The sequence below is a fragment of the Candidatus Collinsella stercoripullorum genome (assembly GCF_027669965.1).
Lineage (GTDB): Bacteria > Actinomycetota > Coriobacteriia > Coriobacteriales > Coriobacteriaceae > Collinsella > Collinsella stercoripullorum.
Genome location: NZ_JAQECM010000045.1, coordinates 1 through 17,059, shown reverse-complemented (window position 1 = coordinate 17,059; position 17,059 = coordinate 1). Strand labels below are relative to the sequence as shown.

Sequence of the window (17,059 nt, the reverse complement as noted above, 5' to 3'; positions counted from 1 at the left end):
TTCCCTTCGTCTCCACCAATGACTTCGAAAGAGCATCTACGCAGGTAGGTGCTCTTTTTTGTAGAGCCCTCCGGGGAATCGAACCCGCAGGGCGCGGAGCCTGGCGAAGCGCGGGAGCGCCTTCGCCGGCGCAGCGCGCGAGGTGACGAAGGCGAACTCCCCGAGCGCGACGGGAACGGTCGCGGCCTCAGCCCCTCCTCCCCTCGACGCCGGAGAGGGCAACGGCCACGGCCTCCTCCACGTCATCGGTGATCTGGACGAGCGCGGGGTCGAGGCGGGAGATGTTGCCGGACTCGAGCACCGTGCCCGAGATCCAGTCGAACAGCCCGCGCCAGTAGGACGTGCCCACGAGCGCCGTCGGCATGCGCTTCACCTTATGGGTCTGCACGAGCGTGAGCAGCTCGAACAGCTCGTCCAAGGTACCGAACCCGCCGGGGAACACGATGGCCGCGGACGAGTACTTGACGAACATGGTCTTGCGCACGAAGAAGTACCGGAAGGTCATGCCGAGGTTGACCCACGGGTTGATCCCCTGCTCATGGGGGAGCTCGATGCCGAGCCCCACCGAGCGGCCGCCCGCCACCGCCGCACCGCGGTTGGCGGCTTCCATGATGCCGGGGCCTCCTCCCGTGATGACGGCGACGTCGTGCTCGGCGAGCAGCCTGCCCGCATTCCGCGCCGCCTCGTACATCGGGTCCGTGCGCTCGGTGCGGGCGGACCCGAAGACGGAGACCGCCGGCCCCAGCTCCGCGAGGGCGCCGAACCCGTCGACGAACTCGGCTTGGATGCGCATGACGCGCCACGGGTCCATGTGGAGCCAGTCGGTCGCGTCCTCGGCCGAGAGAAGGCGCTCGGTCGTGGTCTCGCGCGGGATCATGGAGCCGCGCAGGATGACCGGTCCGCGGTGGTACACCCCGTCGGGCGGCTCCTCGTCCGCCCGGCGACGATCGGGACCGGCGGGGCGCGCGGCGCCGGCATCCCGATTGTTGTCCGAACAGTGACTATCTAGGGGGCACGACGCGTCCCCGGGGCGCTCGGGGTCGTCAAGGCTGGGTCGACGGGACATCGGGAGGTCCTTTCGCTCGGTTCCCGCGGACGCCGGGCTCCCCCGCGTCCGCGCTCTCCAATCCAGTATTCCCCCGTGCGCCACCGGATTACCGGGCGCCGCGCGGCGCCTACGCCCGCGCGATCCCGCAGCGTTCCGCGATGGCCGGATCGGTGGTGACGAGGTCCTCCGGGCCCAGCTCGCCGATGCTCCCGTGCCCCATCACCCGGCAGAACATCCGCAGGTCGTCGAAGGTCGCACGGTAGAAGTTGGCGACACGGGCCGCGCCCGCGTCCACATCGAGCCGGGCGCGCAGCTCGGGGTCCTGCGTCGCGATCCCCATGGGGCACAGCCCCGTCCCGCAGATGCGGTACTGCTGGCAGCCGAGCGCCATGAGCGAGGCGGTCGCGAGCGCCACGGCGTCGGCGCCCAGGGCGAGCGCCTTCACGATGTCGGAGGCGACGCGCAGCCCTCCCGTGACGACCAGGCTCGCCGGGGAGCCGAGCCTGTCCAGGCAGCGGCGCGCACGCGCGAGCGAGTAGAGCGTGGGGACCGACGCCGCGTCGCGGAGCATGACCGGGGAGGCGCCCGTCGCCCCTCCCCTCCCGTCCAGGGTGACGAAGTCGGCCCCGGCCTCCGTCGCCGCGCGGATATCGCGCTCGATGTGCCCGGCGGCGAGCTTGATGCCGATCGGGGCGCCCTCGCTGCGCTCGCGCAGCTCGTCGACGAGGGCGGCGAGGTCGGAGACGCTCTCCACGCCGGGAATGGTCGACGGGGAGACGATATCCTCGCCCGGCTCGCGGCCTCGTATGCGGGCGATCTCGGGCGTGACCTTGCTCCCGGGCAGATGGCCGCCCATCCCGGGCTTGGTGCCCTGGCCGATCTTGATCTCGACCGCGCCCGCGGCGCGGAGGTTGGCGTCGGTCACCGAGTAGCGCAGCGGGGCGAACTCGAAGATGTAGCGCGGGCCCGCGGCGGCGAGCTCCTCGGGGAGGATGCCCCCTTCGCCCGAGCAGGTCGCGGTGCCCGCCGCCGCGGCGCCGCGGGCGAGCGCGACCTTGGCCTCGCGCGACAGGGCGCCGAACGACATATGGGACACGAACGCGGGACCCTCGAGCACGAGCGGGCGCGCGGCGCCGGGGCCGATGGTGCACGAGATGTCAACCTCGGCGTCCTCGGCGAGCGGCATCGGGTCGAGCTGGGCGCCGAGCACGAGGACGTCGTCCCAGCTCGGCAGCGGCAGGTCGGTCGCCATGGCGCCGTCGGGGACGCGCCCGCGCTCCGCCAGGCGGTGGATGGTGTCCATATGGCGGATGGAGGGGTCCGCCCGGCGCAGCGACGCGGGCACCGAGAGGCCCGACGCCCCGTCGTCGGCATCGGACGGCGCCGGCGGGGCGTCGTGCGGAGCATCCCCCTCGCCACCGCCCCCCGACCCGGCGGACCCCGCATCGATCGGCGTCACCCCGTCGTCGGCCACCGGGTAGAACTCGGACGCGGGCGTGCCGCACAGGGGGCATGCGCCGAACTCGGCGAACGGAGCCCCCTCCGCCTCCTCGTCGTAGACCCAACCGCACATGGGGCACCGGTACTTGGCCATGGTTCCTCCCTCATCAGAGGTCGATCGCTTCCGGACCTCCGCGCATGCGCGCAGGGAGGCCTCCTCGAGAGCCATCTTATCAGTACCGATTATCGTTTCATGCGACCGGACCGCGAACGGCGGGAGAAGGGCGCCGGAGCATCGACCCGCCGGACGGGACGGGGGGGCGGCGCAGGGCGGGGCGTGCCGGCGACCCCGAGGGGGCCGTCGTCTCAGACGGGGGTGGTGCGGCCCTAGAGGTTCTTGAGGTACTTCTGGAACGCGGGCTTGAAGCCGATGTGGTCGGGGGCCTGCGAAGGCATCTGCGGGAAGGCGTCGTGCCCGGGCAGGTTGTTGGCCTCGATGAACAGCGGGCCGTCCTGCGTCACCGCGACGTCCCAGCCCACGTACCCCATCCCGGGCATCTTGGCCGCGGCCTCCAGGCACAGGCCCATGACCTCGTCCCACAGCGGGATCTGGAAGCCCGGAAGCAGCGTGCCGGTGCGGGGGTGGCGCTCGAAGACGTGGTAGCTCTTGTCGCAGGCGGGGCCGGAGATCTTGCCGGTCTCGAGGTCGATGGCGGAGTACATGCCGCCGGCGTTGATGTTGTCGACGGGACGGTCGGAGTTGCCCATGCGCACGCAGGCGTAGATCACATGCGGCACGCCGTCGACGCGCACCGTGTACACGCGGATGGTGTTGACCGAGCCCGGGTTCAGCCGCGCCATGTCGGGATGCTGGACGACGACGTCCTCGATGAGGTCGGCGCCGCTCGAGACCAGGTGGTCGTACAGGGCGTCGAGCGAATCGAAGTCCGCGCGGGCGAGCTTCTCCACACCCTGGCCGCAGGAGGCGTCGCTCGGCTTGGCGATGATCTCGTCGCGACCCTCCATGAAGGCCGCGAAGTCCTCCTTCGAGCTGTTGGAGAAATGCAGCCACCCGCGGTGGAGGTACTCGTCGAACTGCTCGTAGAACTCGTTCTTGTTGTCGACGATATGGTAGTAGGCGGGATCGTTCAGCATGCGGACGATCGTGTTGTTGACCCCGCGCGTGACGAAGGTGGCGCGGTGCGCGTCATCCATGTTGTAGAACTCGAGCAGGTCGTAGTCCTTGTACCCGGCCCCGAACTTGAAGCCGCACTTGACCACGTCGAAGAACAGCCAGATGCGGTTCTTGCCGCTCTTGTCGTGCACGCGGCCGACGGTGTCGAACAGCGCGCCGTAATCCATATGCGCGATGCAGCGGAAGATATAGCCCAAGCGACCCATGCGTCGTCCCCATTTCGTCCAAAGCGGGCGCGGCGGCCCGCAAGCGGTCCGTACCAGTATAGCCGGCGTGCGGGAAAGTCCCGTCCGCGCAAGAAAAGTACAGGCGGGAGCCGATGGGGGCGCCGATGCGGAGGGGCGACGCGGCGTCAGGGGCGGGTCCGCCCGCGCGCCCCGGCCCCGCCCGAAGCCCGCGCGGAACCCGGCCGGGCTTCGGGCCGGCAGGTGCGCCGCCCGCCCGCCGGCTCCCGCGCGCCTCCGGATATCAGTAGTCCGCCGCAGCGGGGCTGTCCATCCAATCGCTCACGAACGCGGCGTAGCGCCCCTCGATGATGGCCCGGCGCGCGCGGCGCATGAGATCGAGCAGGAAGTAGATGTTGTGCATCGACAGCAGGATGCCGCCGAGCATCTCCTTGGTGGTGACCATGTGCCGGATGTGCGCCCGCGTGTAGCCGCCCGTGCACACCGGGCAGGTGCAGGCGGGGTCGATGGGGCCGGTGTCGCGCGCGAACCGGGCGTTGCGGAAGTTCAGGCGGCCCTGGCTGGAAAACGCGGTGCCCATGCGGCCGGTACGGGTGGGCAGCACGCAGTCGAACATGTCGATGCCCACGCCGACGCCGCGCACGAGCGTCGTGGGGTTGCCCACGCCCATGAGGTAGCGGGGCTTGGCGCGCGGCATGTACTCGGATGCCAGCGGCGCCAGGCTCTCGAACATGGTCTCGTGGTCCTCGCCCACCGAGTACCCGCCGATGCCGTACCCCGGGAACTCGCCCATGTCCTCCAGGCGCTGCAGCGAGCGGATGCGCAGGTCGAGGTGCATACCGCCCTGCACGATGCCGAACAGCGCCTGATCGGGGCGGGTATGCGCCGCATAGCAGCGCTCGGCCCAGCGGCTGGAGAGGTCCATGGCGCGCTGCACGTCCCGGCGCTCCGCGGGATAGCCGATGCACTGGTCGAGCTGCATGCAGATATCGGAGCCCAGCTTCTGCGCGATGGCCATGTTGTCCTCGGGCGTCCAGAACACATGGCTGCCGTCGTAGTCGGTGGCGATGAAGCGGACGCCCTCGTCGGTGAGCTTCACGGCGTCGTTGTGGGAGAAGACCTGGAAGCCGCCGGAGTCGGTGAGGATGGGGCCGTGCCAGTTCATGAAGTCGTGCAGGCCGCCCAGCTCGGCGATGAGGTCCGCACCGGGGCGCATGGCCAGGTGGTAGGTGTTGGACAGCACGATCTGCGCGCCCAGGTCGGCGACCGTCTCCCAGGGGACGCCCTTCACCGTGGCGCGCGTGCCCACCGGCATGAAGATGGGCGTCTCGATGTCGCCGTGAGGGGTGTGCAGCACGCCCGCGCGGGCATGGGTGCCGGGGTCCTCGGCGACGATGTCGTAGGTGAAGAGCTTCTGGTCCATGAGGTCTCCTCGCTGCGAAGTTGGTTCGACGCGCCATTCTACTATGGTGACATACGCAGGATGAGTCCCTATCGTCCGCTCCTCCACATTTCCGAACTAAGAATCAAGTCCGATCATCCCGAAACGTTATCCTCGTACAAGATCGAACAGGCTCTCGAAGCTGTCGACGGCGTCGTAGCGCACATCGGCATCGCCCAAACTATTGAATAGCTTGCGGGCACATGCGATTTTCGCCCGCTCCACCCCGCGTAGCTGCATGCTCTTCATGGATCCCTTCGTCTCTGCAACGAAGAATACGTGCTTGACCGTGCCGCGCTTGAACGCAATCGCCCAGTCTGGCGCATAGTTTCCCACCGGCGTTGGAATCTGGAAGGCACGCGGCAACTTCGCGTACACGCACACCTCTTCCGCTGCATCGAGGTCTTCTGCAAAGCGACGCTCCACCGACCGCTCCGCCATGCCATCGGGGAATACGTAATCCTGAACGTTTTTGCGGGCATGGTAGGCGCGCGAGAGGTTCTCGGGCATCTCCTCTGTAAAGATGGCGGAATCGTACCGCTCGCTCAGCCGGTTATAGCTGATGTGCTCGACCACCATCGCGGCCTTCTCGTCCACGATGGCGGCAGCAACCTTGACGATGAACTCTTCGGGATTGTCCTGGAACATCCGGAACTTGTACGCACTCATGCCAGACAGAATCGCCGCTGCGCTCTTGCGGGTAATGTGGGCACGTGCAGCAACCTCTCCCACCAAATCGTACTTCACATTGACGGGAGCAGATGCCGTAAGGTCCATGGTCTTTCTGCTATGCACTGAGAAATGCGATCCATCGGCAAGCTCGTCCTCACGTGCGGACTCCCGTTGCTCTCCGACTATCATCCGATAGCTCACCTTTGACACCGTCAGGCTGCGATCGATGTTATCGATCGCCTTGCGCCGCAGCTCCGTATCATCAAAATGCACGGTATATGCCTGCTTGAAGTTGATGCGGTTCCAGAGTTCCTGAAACTCCTTCTTCCCGAAGTTCTCGTTCAGCGGATTCGAGGTCACTTTCGTCTCGAGGCCGTTCTCAAACATGCCGTCGAGCACGGACTGGTCGTACACGCTTGCCAGCGCCGCGTCTATGAGCGGGAGCGTCTGCTCGATAACCGTGCGGGACGACTCGGGCAATGCCGCGATATCCGTATCGCGAATCCCACCATCCCGATAGCGATCGGTCACGGTACCGTCCTTATCCACATAGCCGAACGTCTCGAGGAATCCATGTGCGATGCTCGCCTGCGAGCCGTCGAATTCAATATCGACACCCTGCTCGTTTGACATGCGGAAGTGAAGCAGATACTGCTCGGTGACCGCCTGAGGGCGCTTGCGCAGCTCCTCTCGCATGCCGTCTTGAAGGCCCTTTACGTACGACGTATAGCTTTCGGACGCAATCACCGTGAGGAGATTCACCCGCTGCACCATGTTCTCGCCCAGCGCGGAAACGTCCTGACGGTCGCCATCGCGATTCACGCACAAGCGCATGCCGCGCCCGACTTCCTGTCGCTTGCTTGTCTCGGAACCGGACTCCTTGAGCGTGCAGATTTGGAACACGTTAGGATTGTCCCAGCCCTCGCGCAGCGCCGAATGGCTAAAGATAAAGCGCGTCGGCTCGTCAAAGGAGAGAAGGCGTTCCTTGTTCTTCAGGATGAGGTCGTACGCGCTCTCGTCGTCTGAATCCTCACTGCCGCGCTTGGTTTTGCTGTCGACCGCACGCCCTTTCTTGTCGATAGAGAAGTATCCCTTGTGCACCTGGCCAGCGGTAAAGCTCGAAAGATATGCCGAGTAGGATCCGGGCAGCTCATCACCAATCTGCGGATTGCTGAGGCGCTCACGGACCTCCGCCGCGTACTCTTCCTCGAAGACCTTCCCGTATCCCACGGTAAGCTCATTGCCGTCATCATCGTATACGCGGTATTTCGCCACCTCGTCAATGAAGAAGAGCGAGAGGCATTTGATACCGCGCTCATACAGAGCCTCCTCCTTTTGAAGATGGCTCTTGATCGTTTCACGAATCTGCACGCGACGCATGTCGTCACCGGTGGAGTCACCCACCACCTCACCGCAGCGAATCTCCTCGCCGTTGCGGAAGCGTACGTGGCCCAACGCGCCCCACTGATCGGGAACAATCTCCGCGATTACGAAATCGTTTCGGTATGCCTCGAGCTCACCCGAGGCGACAAAGATGTCATCGCCTTCGTTGAACTGCCTCACGGCGCGCTTCATGCCCCCGCTCGCCATGCGGCGCGTGAACTCGATTACCGCTACCGGAGGATGATTCTTGCTCACGCGAATCTCCTGCAGGCAAAGGTATCCATCGGTCCCGCGCATACCCCGCACCTCAAAACCCTTCACCTCGATGCGCTTCACGAGACGCATGTTGTAGGCGTCGAGCGCATCAAGCGCATACACCTCGTTGTGGTGCTCGGCGTGCGTGGCGGAGTAGTTGAGGGAGAACAAGGGCCTGAACTGCTGCATTGCCTTGCGCGTGGCGCTGTTCTTCTTGCCCATCTTCTGCGGCTCATCGAGGATGAGGATGGGGTTGGTGGCGGCGAGCACGTCGATGGGACGCCGACTGCCGAAGTCATCGCGTTCGGAGAACATGATGCGCGCCGTTTTATCGCCGCCGCGGCCCTCCTTGTTTTTGGACTCATCAAATGCGTTGAACGCCTGCATGTTGATGACCATGACAGAGATGTCGCTGCGGTTGGCGAAGCTATCGAGCTCGTTCAGGCGGCTGCTGTTGTAGACGAACCACCAGATTCGCTTACCGTAGCGCTCCGCGAAGTGCCGCTCCGTCACAGCAAGCGATTTTGCTACGCCCTCACGGATGGCGACACTCGGCACCACGATGATGAACTTCGACCACCCGTAGCGGCGATTGAGCTCGAAGATGGTCTCGGTGTAGACGTAGGTCTTGCCCGTGCCCGTCTCCATCTCCACGTCAAGCTCGCAGGCACCTAGCGCGTGATGAAGCACGCCAGAACGCTCGATGAGGTTGCCGTTCTGCACCTTATGAATGTTATGCAGCAGGGTATCGGAACCCAGCGCAAGCGGAGCGTTGCGATAGCCGTCCGAGGACTCGTACTGGATGGCCTCCGTACCCGTCTTTGCGTCGAACCGCATACGGCCAAGATCGCGCACGAACTGCTGGCCCCCGACCTTGGGCTGCCCGTCGAACACGCGCGCCACCGAATCCGCCGCGCGCGTCTGATACTCCTGGATACTGAACTTGAATTCCATGGTCACAACCTTTGCGGGTACAATTCGTATAGTTTCCGAGCGAACGATGGAGGTAGCCTTGGTCCGCTCCTATGCTCAATTCCCCGACGAAACAGTCATCGCATACAGCGACATACGCGATGACCGCACGGTCGAGATCCTCATAGAGCGTCCCCGCGATTGGGGCTTTGACAGCGCGCGCTGCCTTATGCCCGCATACCGCTGGCTCGATGTCGACGGGTTCTCCGAGAGCGACCTCGATAACCTCGAGTCGTTCCTGCGTGACAATGCGCCCCTCATCTTTGAGTTCGCAAGCGATCCCGAAGGCGGATGGAGAGCTGCCTGATGCCGACGATTCTCACACTCGGGCGCTACGTTCTGTTCTTTTGGATGAATGAGCCCGACGAGCCGGTCCACATCCACGTCGCCGTCCGCAGGCCAACGGAGCATGCCACGAAGTTCTGGCTGACCGAAGACGGCGGTTGCATCCTTGCCAGCAACGGGAGCAATCTTCCCAATAAGGAGCTGAGAAAGCTCGCGAACTTCATCGCGCTTAACCACGGACGCATCTGCGACGCGTGGAAGAACGTCTTCAAGACCGGTACGCTGCGCTTTTACCGATAGCTGGTCGCCCATATCTACACCACTCTCGTGATGGTGGCGGGGCTATACGTTTTGAAGAGCTCGCCGAAGTTGGAAACGGCATCGTCGCCCGCGAAGGAAGCGTCGCGCATCACGGCGTAATCGGGTTCCATCTTGGCCATCTCGGCGATGGTGTCCGTTGAAACGTCACGGTCGAAGCAGGCTACGAGGCGACCGTCGTCAACCGAGAACACCGTGGAGCCGTTGATGCTCTTGCGCTCGATGCTTGCGGACAATGGAATCTGGAACTGCGGCATCACCTGGAACAGGATATCCTCCGCCGTGCGACCGGCCTTGAGATTGTCCGCAAGGCCCATGAGTGACTCCTGGGTGTAAGCCGCGGGCTCAGCCAAAACGTCCTCGAAGTTGGACGAGTCGATCTTGAGCACGCGGAAGCCGATGTCCGGGACCTTCTTGGGTTCCTCGCCGAGTTTGAGCTGCCGGTTGGACTGCTCCACCTCGTCGGCAATCTTCTTGCCCGCGCGACGGATGCGCTCCTTGCCGATTTCGCAGATGTTCTTGTAGCCCGCCTTGGCAGCCTCTGTCTCCGGTCCACAAACTTCGGGCAGCTGCACCATGATGAACTTGCGGTTGCCACCGTCCTCGGCGTTAAGTTTCATGACGGTATGAGCGGTTGTGGCAGAACCGGAGAAAAAGTCGAGAGCAACGCCCTCCTTGGGGCATGAAGCAACAAGCATCCTCCGAATAAGACTCAACGACTTCTGCCCAACAAAGTCTTGATCAACGCCCAGGATCTTTGACACCTTTTCTCCTGAGAATGAAACGATAGCAATGCTGTTCAAATCGTCGTATTCATTGCAGTTCCACGTATCTTCAAGGGGATATCTATCTGGCCGATTATCATGATTGATAAAGTTCAATAGTTTGATCTGGTCATCCTTGGATAGCCCAAGCTCAGATAAAAAAGATTTGACATTGGCCGAATCTCGCAGCAGAGGCTTGAAATTCTCGTTTCTCAGGTACTCCTTATTGAAGTAAAGCTTGGAGTCGGACCTTGAGTAGAAGAGGATAGTGTCATGATTTCTAACATAGTTTGGGGTAACAGTTTTATAGCCCGACAACCATCCAATTCTCCAAATTAGTTCTCGCTGGAAATTATTCCGCCCAAATATCTCATCCATCATTAGTCGCAGCGTCTGAACCTCATTGAAGTCAATGTTTACATAAATCGCCCCATCCTCGCTCAGCAGATCCCTTGCAAGCAGCAGACGCGGGTACATCATGCTGCACCAGTCTGAATGGAAGCGGCCATTGGACTCGGGGTTGGATACCAAACACCCGCCGTCCTCGTCGTAGTCGCCGCTCTCGGCGTCATAATCAGCCTTGGTGCGCGCAAAATCGTCGTCGTAGATGAAGTCATGCCCCGTGTTGTACGGCGGGTCGATATAGATCATCTTGATCTTGCCGGCGTAGGTATTACGCAGGAGCTTCAAAGCATCGAGGTTGTCGCCCTCGATGTAGAGGTTCTCCGTCGTATCCCAGTTGGCGCTCTCCTCGGGACACGGGCGCAGACATTTGTCGATGGGGCGATACGCTTCCCGCTTGGCGTCGCGCTTGCCCGGCCACGTGAACTGATAGCGCTCGCGCTGACCCTCAGCGACGTCACCCACGCGCTCTTTCAACGCTTCGACATCGATGGCATGGCGCAGGGTTCCATCGGGCTCACGGACCTCGGTCACCACCTCGGGAAAGAGCTCGGCGAGCTTCTCGACGTTCTCGTCCAGAATGTTCTCGGTTGCATGCGAAAGCTTCTCCATCAGACACCTGCTTCAAGTCGGGCAAGCTCCTGTTTGATCGCGCGTGCGCGATCAAACAGGGCATTGCGTTTTGCAATCTGCTTCTCTGATTTACGTTTTTTATTAATTGATACCAGCTCGCGTTGAAGTTCCTCGATGCGATTTTTGCGCTCAACGCGCCCGGCAAAATCGCCAGGCTCGCTATTGCCGAACACCACCTGCGAGCACAAGGAATCCCAGAGCTCGGACAAGGTGGTGCCCCGCAGCTCAACCGATGCCACGCCGCATGGCAACCATGTCGTCTCGTACAGCCGGTCGCGACGTACGAGCAGCTTCATGGTGCCGTTCGCCTCACAGGCAAACAACACTTTATTGGGCACACCCTTCGCGATGAGGTCGATGGCCGCATAGGGCACTTCAACGCCTTCCCCATCACCCGCACGTAGGCAAAGCCCCAGGACATCAATTTCATTAACCTCGCCACCAGCGGGTATATGCAGCGTCTCCTCTTTTATCGAGGCGACCATATCGATGCGCATAATGAGCCGCACGAACTCGTCTTTAACAGCAGCGGTTGTTGCGAGGAATTCATAGAAGAGCTTCTTGGGCATCGTCTTTCCCACCAGCACGGTGCTCGGCAGGCCCAACATGAGGCTATTCATGGGGCCTCACCACCAAGAAGCAGATGAGCTCGAAATCGTCGAGCCCTGCCACGTCGTTTTCCAAGAAGCTGGTTGTGCCCGCCGTAAAGAAGCTCCTCAGGTCCTCCTCGGCCTTCTTATCCACGATGGATTCGATAGCACTTCGCAGCAGGTTCGAAGCCGCACGCATATCGCGGCCATTCTTGGTGGCTTTGTTGTACGCGCGACAAAGGGCAGCGTCCGGCTCGCCCTTTCCCCTGCACAAACGACGCATGTCATCGAGCGTGTCCTTGGGATCGAGGTAGCCATGCCGCACCTCGCCGTCATCACCCACGTACACCAGGTAGAACGGGTGAATCTGGTTGTGCGTCTTCGCATCGAGTTGCTGGCTCACATTGCGCAGCACGAAAACCACGCCGGGCTCATCACCTGCCACAACAGCATCGATGCCCGTGGGAACGCGGTCGATATCCGGGTTCTCTTGGTAGTAGGCAACCAGATCCATCCGGAACTCATTGAGGCCGAGGTCGGTAATGGATACACCGCCCGAAACGTCCTCGAGGTCGACAACCTCATGCTGCATCTGCTCGAGTTGCTGGCGACGGTATGCAAGGTCGCCTTGTTCGTCCTCGTTGATGTAGTCGTCATCGCCGGTTGAGCTCATCACCACGGCGTGCATGCGATTCTCCACGCGCGCCTTGAGGTTGATGTAGTGGTCCAGATCCTCATCCGGCCAGAAGTTGACGAGCTGGATCACGCTGTTCTTTGAGCCGATTCGATCAACACGACCGAATCTCTGGACGATGCGCACGGGATTCCAGTGGATGTCGTAGTTCACGAGGTAGTCGGCATCCTGCAGGTTCTGGCCTTCCGAGATGCAATCCGTAGCGATGAGGATATCGATGTCCTTGCCCGCCAAGCGCGGATAAACTTTGTCGCGCTCCTTGGAGACCGGCGAGAAGCAGGTGAGGATTTCCGCCAAGTCGCCGCGCACACCCTTGACGGTGGTCTTGCCACCGCCCGTACCCGTCACCTCGGCAACGCCGAGGCCCAAGCTCTCCGAAGCATAGGGGGAGATCTGCTCGTACAGATAGTTCGCCGTATCGGCGAACGCCGTGAAGATGATGACTTTCCTATTCCCCAGATTGATGGGATTCGCCACCTTCTTCGCAATGAGATCTTTGAGGGCGAGAAGCTTGGCATCGTGCACAGCGTCGATACCGTCAATCATGGCAAGCAGGCCCTCGATAGTCTGAGCGTCATCGCGCACATCGCGCTCCCAGCTCTTCCAATCGAGGTCGCGCAGGTCATAGCGGGTCTTCCCTCCTACCGAGAAGTCCATGACCTCGCTATCGTCCGCATCGTAATCAAAGCCCTCCTGATAAGCGGCGATGTTTACGCTCGATGTCGACGCTCCCGTCTCCTTGAACGCCTCGATGGTGTCCAGGCATGCATTCATGACAGAAAGCACGCGTTCCAATGTCAGGCGGAACGAGGAAACCGAGCTCTCCAACCGTTTGAGGAGGTTTGCCGCCATAAGTCGGCGCACACCTGTCTCGCGGCCCCTGTTGGTGAGGTTTCTGTTTTCGCTCTCGTATTTATACGCAGCGCTCGGCAATACGTACTGCGAGGGCACGTAGACTGCCAGCGTGAGCAGATTGAGAGAGTCGGCGATCTCGCTGTATGTTGGCCCATGCTCCAACGTCGAGAGCTTGGGATAGACCGAGATGGGTTTCCTTCGCTCTGGAAACGGCCCGATGGCGTTCACATCGTAGTAGCGCTGGATATGACGGCGCGAACGCGCAACGGTTACCTGGTCGAGCACGCGGAAGAAATCGAAATCCAGCGACTCGGTAAGCGCCTCGGTCGTGCGCTCCTCAGTCGGCAGGTCGCTCCATGCGGAAAAGGATGCCTGCGCCCGACGGAACACATCCTCTATGTTGCTGGACAGCACCAGCCGCTCGGACCACCCATCGGAATCGCCCTGATACGCAAGGGCGAATTGATTACGCAAATCGCGGAATCGATTGTTGACCGGTGTAGCCGAGAGCATGAGCACCTTTGTGGGCACTCCCCCGCGAAGAACGCGGCTCAGCAGGCGCTGGTAACGATTCTCGACGCCGCCGGAACCATCGTCCTTTGCCGCACGAGCCGAATCCTCCCCGTTGCGGAAGTTATGGGACTCGTCGATGACAACGAGGTCGTAACCGCCCCAGTTGAACGCCTCAAGATCGATGCCCGTAGCGCTTCGTCCGCGCCTGCGCGAAAGATCGGTATGGTAGAGCACGTCATAGCGCAGGCGGTCCTCCGCAATGGGATTGTTCTTCTGGTTGTTACGGTATGTGGTCCAGTTGTCCGAAAGCTTTTTCGGGCAAAGCACCAGCACATTGCGATTGAGGGATTCGTAATACTTGATGACCGCGAGCGCCGTAAACGTCTTTCCCAAACCGACACTATCCGCCAAGATACAGCCGTTGTAGGTCTGCAGCTTGTTGATAATCGCCAGCACCGCATCGCGCTGGAAGTCATAGAGTAGGTTCCAGATCTTGCTATCGCGAAAGCCGGTCCCCTCCTTGGGCAGGTTGTCGGTGGACACGTCGTCCAAAAACTCGTGAAAGATGCGATAGAGAGCCACGTAATAGATAAGCTCGGGTGGATTCTCCCGATACATCTGCTCGATGTTTTCCGTTACGGCTGCGGTCACGTCCTCAAGCTCATCGCTCCGCCATGCTTGATCGAACAGACCTAGGAACATGCACGATGATTGGGAATCGCTACGTTGGATACCAGTGAGCGTAGGGTGATCGCCCATGCCGAGCTGGCCTACGGTGAATCCGTTCATCATCGGCATGTAGGTGACAGCATCGTTGTGACCCGATACCGTGAGCGCAGGCGCAACCGAAGCCGCCCCGGATTTGGGCGACTTGAAAGTCGCCTTCTTTCGTATCCAACGAGCACATTCACCCGCTATAGCTTTTTGCGTAAGCTCGTTGCGCAGCTTGATTTCAAACTCGGTACCGTACAACCCTTGCTCGCGCGAAAGACGCGGGATGTAGAATTCGCGCTGCTCCTTCGCGGCACGCTCCGTGGCAAATGTGGGCTCGGTAAAGATGAATCGAAATTCATCGAGCCCTTCGAGCTGCTCACGTAGCTCGCGATAGGCATACATAGAGAAGACTGATGCGGCGACCGATATGGAGTCACCGTCGTGAACCGTCTTCACGAGGTCATCTTTAAGGATGCGCGCGCGGTTGTCGATAAAGGCGGCGTCCATTTAGGAGACCGCCTTCAAGCGACACGCGCCGCACAAGCCTGTGGTATTGAAATATGCTATCGAAGGAAGAGCCTGTCTATGAAAGCCCCCCCCCCCGACTTTTCACATCGGGGAACAGCATCCTTCTCCTCTTTACGACCCGGACGGTGGGGTCATGAGCATTCAACGAGAACTATCTTCATATCCCATGGTACACGATTGACCGCAGGAATCTCATATGGCCGCTGAGAAGAAGAAGCGGACGGGCTCTCGCATCATGATTGCGCGCATTCCTCGGCGGTTAGCGTTCACCTGCCGCATTCAACAGGGTCGCCACGCAGTCCGCCATTCCGTCGGCGGCAGAGCGGATGTTCGCGATTATAAGAAGACGGTACGCCAGAACACATAGGCCCCTCTCGCTGGGCAAACATGACTCCGTCCCAAAACGTACCACCTTGCTCGGAGAGATGAGATTCAGCTGCGAAAAACAAAGCGCCCGTCGGCCGAAACGGCCGACGGGCGCCCTCAGTCGCGGCCCGAGCCGCGGTCTACCCCGCGAGCTTGGCGGCGAATTCGGCCAGGGTGCCGGGGATGTCGATCTGCTGCGGGCAGACGGCCGCGCAGCTGCCGCATCCGATGCAGGCGTCGGGGCGCTTGTCCTCGGGCAGCGTGCCCACGAACATGCTGGGGATGAACCCGCCCTTGCCGCCGGTCACGATCGCCTCGTTGTACATCTCGAGCAGCTTGGGGATGTCGAGGCCCTGCGGGCAATGGCTCGTGCAGTAGTGGCACGCGGTGCACGGCACGGTCCCGCGCCCGAGCATCTTGTCGACCACCGCCTGGAGGGCGGCGGACTCCTCGCCGTCCAGCGGCTTGTCCTCGCCGAAGGTGGCGATGTTCTCCTTCAGCTGCTCCATGTTCGACATGCCGGACAGCGTCACGCACACCTCGGGGACGCCCTGGATGAAGCGGAACGCCCAAGCCACGATCGACTCGTCGGGACGGAGCGCCTTGAGGTGCTCGACATCCGCCTCGGCGATCTGCGCCAGCTTGCCGCCGCGCACCGGCTCCATGACCCACACGGGCAGACCGTGCTTCTTGAGCAGCTCGACCTTGCCCTTCGCATCCTGGAACTCCCAGTCCAGGAAGTTGAGCTGGATCTGGCAGAACTCCATGTGCTCGCCGTAGGCGTCCAGGAAGCGCTCCATGACGGGGATCGCGCCGTGGGCGGAGAAGCCCAGATGGCGGATGCGCCCGGCGGCCTTCTGCTCGAGCAGGTAGGGCATGATGCCGTGCGCGGGGTTCAGGTACTCGTCGATGTTCATCTCGCACACGTTGTGGATGAGGTAGAAGTCGAAGTAGCCCGCGCCGGTCTTCTCGAGCTGGCGCTCGAAGATCTCGGCCACCTTGTCCATATTGGACAGGTCGTAGCCGGGGAACTTGGTCGCGAGATAGTAGCTCTCGCGCGGGTGGCGCGCCAGCGCCGCGCCCATGGCGAGCTCGGAGTTGCCGCCATGATAGCCCCATGCCGTATCGTAGTAGTTGATGCCCTGCTCCATGGCGTAATCGACCATCTCGTTCACGGCATCCTGATCGATCCTCGTGTCGTCGCCGTCCACGACCGGCAGGCGCATGGCGCCAAAGCCGAGCGCGGAGAGCTCCAGGTCCTTGAACTTCTTGTACAGCATACGCGGCTCCGTTCCTCTGTGCGGATGGTGCGCCGGATGCGCCCGGGCGATCGGGCGCCGGCACGTCCATGGTAGATGCTGGAGCGCGCTCCAAGTCAAGCGGGAAGCAGGGCCGCGGGCGCCCCCTCCCCGCACGTCGCGGCGGGCGCATCGGGCACGGGCGCGGCCCTGATGCAGAACGGCTGAAGGAGGCGAGCCGGCGGCGGCGCGTCCGCGCGAGGGTATATCATGGAGCGGTGAATGCACGCGCGAGGCGGGCGGCCGCGCGCATGGGAATAGGAGCCGCAGCATGAGCGACGATCTGAAGACCGACGATCCCGGCATCCGCGACGAGCAGGCTGCCGAGCAGACGATACAGAAAGACGGACCCGCGCCGCAGGCCGAGGAGGACGTCTCGCAGGACGGCGGGGCCGCGGCGGAGGTCGGGGCGGGCCCCGACGCGCCCGCGGGCGCCGATACGGAGCCGGACGGGGCGGCGGCCTCGCCGCAGCCCCCGACCGATGGCGCGGACGCCGATCCGGTGCCG

Annotated in this window: 12 protein-coding genes; 3 read left to right on the top strand and 9 right to left on the bottom strand. The window is 62.2% G+C overall.

What is annotated here, in order from left to right; genetic code table 11:
* Positions 1-187: 187 nt before the first annotated feature.
* The 5 genes from PHA29_RS08440 to PHA29_RS08420 form a co-directional block, all read right to left on the bottom strand.
* A complete protein-coding gene (locus PHA29_RS08440; protein WP_270849174.1) occupies positions 188-1,066 on the bottom strand; it encodes an LOG family protein in 879 nt (292 codons plus the stop codon).
* A 109-nt stretch (positions 1,067-1,175) separates the two neighbouring features.
* Positions 1,176-2,642 (bottom strand): glutamate synthase-related protein, encoded by a 1,467-nt coding sequence (locus tag PHA29_RS08435; protein WP_270849172.1) that lies wholly within the window; start codon positions 2,640-2,642, stop codon positions 1,176-1,178.
* A 233-nt stretch (positions 2,643-2,875) separates the two neighbouring features.
* Positions 2,876-3,889 (bottom strand): sugar-transfer associated ATP-grasp domain-containing protein, encoded by a 1,014-nt coding sequence (locus PHA29_RS08430; RefSeq protein ID WP_270849171.1) that lies wholly within the window; start codon positions 3,887-3,889, stop codon positions 2,876-2,878.
* 262 nt (positions 3,890-4,151) lie between these two features.
* Positions 4,152-5,291: a tRNA guanosine(34) transglycosylase Tgt gene (gene tgt / locus PHA29_RS08425; RefSeq protein WP_270404648.1), complete on the bottom strand. Its 1,140-nt coding sequence runs from the start codon at positions 5,289-5,291 to the stop codon at positions 4,152-4,154.
* Between the two features lie 126 nt (positions 5,292-5,417).
* Positions 5,418-8,573, bottom strand: coding sequence for a type III restriction-modification system endonuclease (locus tag PHA29_RS08420; protein WP_270849169.1), 3,156 nt, complete (start codon positions 8,571-8,573; stop codon positions 5,418-5,420).
* Between the two features lie 58 nt (positions 8,574-8,631).
* On the opposite strand from PHA29_RS08420, the gene PHA29_RS08415 reads away from it, so the two are divergent.
* Positions 8,632-8,898, top strand: coding sequence for a hypothetical protein (locus tag PHA29_RS08415; protein ID WP_270404643.1), 267 nt, complete (start codon positions 8,632-8,634; stop codon positions 8,896-8,898).
* The gene (locus PHA29_RS08410; RefSeq protein ID WP_270849168.1) at positions 8,898-9,176 is read left to right on the top strand and encodes a DUF4160 domain-containing protein; all 279 of its coding nucleotides are present in this window, start codon (positions 8,898-8,900) and stop codon (positions 9,174-9,176) included. Before PHA29_RS08415 ends, PHA29_RS08410 begins: the two co-directional genes overlap by 1 nt.
* A 14-nt stretch (positions 9,177-9,190) precedes the next feature.
* Here PHA29_RS08410 and PHA29_RS08405 read toward each other — a convergent pair whose 3' ends face one another.
* The 4 genes from PHA29_RS08405 to PHA29_RS08390 form a co-directional block, all read right to left on the bottom strand.
* The gene (locus PHA29_RS08405; RefSeq protein WP_270849167.1) at positions 9,191-10,972 is read right to left on the bottom strand and encodes a site-specific DNA-methyltransferase; all 1,782 of its coding nucleotides are present in this window, start codon (positions 10,970-10,972) and stop codon (positions 9,191-9,193) included.
* Positions 10,972-11,613, bottom strand: a complete 642-nt coding sequence (locus PHA29_RS08400; RefSeq protein WP_270404635.1) for a DUF4391 domain-containing protein — start codon at positions 11,611-11,613, stop codon at positions 10,972-10,974. Before PHA29_RS08400 ends, PHA29_RS08405 begins: the two co-directional genes overlap by 1 nt.
* A complete protein-coding gene (locus PHA29_RS08395) occupies positions 11,606-14,866 on the bottom strand; it encodes a helicase-related protein (RefSeq protein WP_270849165.1) in 3,261 nt (1,086 codons plus the stop codon). The genes PHA29_RS08400 and PHA29_RS08395 overlap by 8 nt, the downstream gene beginning before the upstream one ends.
* Before the next feature lie 527 nt (positions 14,867-15,393).
* The gene (locus PHA29_RS08390; protein ID WP_270849164.1) at positions 15,394-16,533 is read right to left on the bottom strand and encodes an aldo/keto reductase; all 1,140 of its coding nucleotides are present in this window, start codon (positions 16,531-16,533) and stop codon (positions 15,394-15,396) included.
* A gap of 289 nt (positions 16,534-16,822) precedes the next feature.
* Between PHA29_RS08390 and PHA29_RS08385 the strand changes: the two genes are divergently transcribed.
* A partial coding sequence (locus PHA29_RS08385; RefSeq protein ID WP_270849162.1) for a hypothetical protein occupies positions 16,823-17,059 on the top strand: 237 nt, incomplete at its 3' end.

Coding starts and splice junctions, on each gene's coding strand:
- tgt (WP_270404648.1), bottom strand. CDS start 5,291: ATGGACCAGAAGCTCTTCACCTACGACATCGTCGCCGAGGACCCCGGC.
- PHA29_RS08435 (WP_270849172.1), bottom strand. CDS start 2,642: ATGGCCAAGTACCGGTGCCCCATGTGCGGTTGGGTCTACGACGAGGAG.
- PHA29_RS08440 (WP_270849174.1), bottom strand. CDS start 1,066: ATGTCCCGTCGACCCAGCCTTGACGACCCCGAGCGCCCCGGGGACGCG.
- PHA29_RS08430 (WP_270849171.1), bottom strand. CDS start 3,889: ATGGGTCGCTTGGGCTATATCTTCCGCTGCATCGCGCATATGGATTAC.
- PHA29_RS08395 (WP_270849165.1), bottom strand. CDS start 14,866: ATGGACGCCGCCTTTATCGACAACCGCGCGCGCATCCTTAAAGATGAC.
- PHA29_RS08390 (WP_270849164.1), bottom strand. CDS start 16,533: ATGCTGTACAAGAAGTTCAAGGACCTGGAGCTCTCCGCGCTCGGCTTT.
- PHA29_RS08400 (WP_270404635.1), bottom strand. CDS start 11,613: ATGAATAGCCTCATGTTGGGCCTGCCGAGCACCGTGCTGGTGGGAAAG.
- PHA29_RS08420 (WP_270849169.1), bottom strand. CDS start 8,573: ATGGAATTCAAGTTCAGTATCCAGGAGTATCAGACGCGCGCGGCGGAT.
- PHA29_RS08410 (WP_270849168.1), top strand. CDS start 8,898: ATGCCGACGATTCTCACACTCGGGCGCTACGTTCTGTTCTTTTGGATG.
- PHA29_RS08405 (WP_270849167.1), bottom strand. CDS start 10,972: ATGGAGAAGCTTTCGCATGCAACCGAGAACATTCTGGACGAGAACGTC.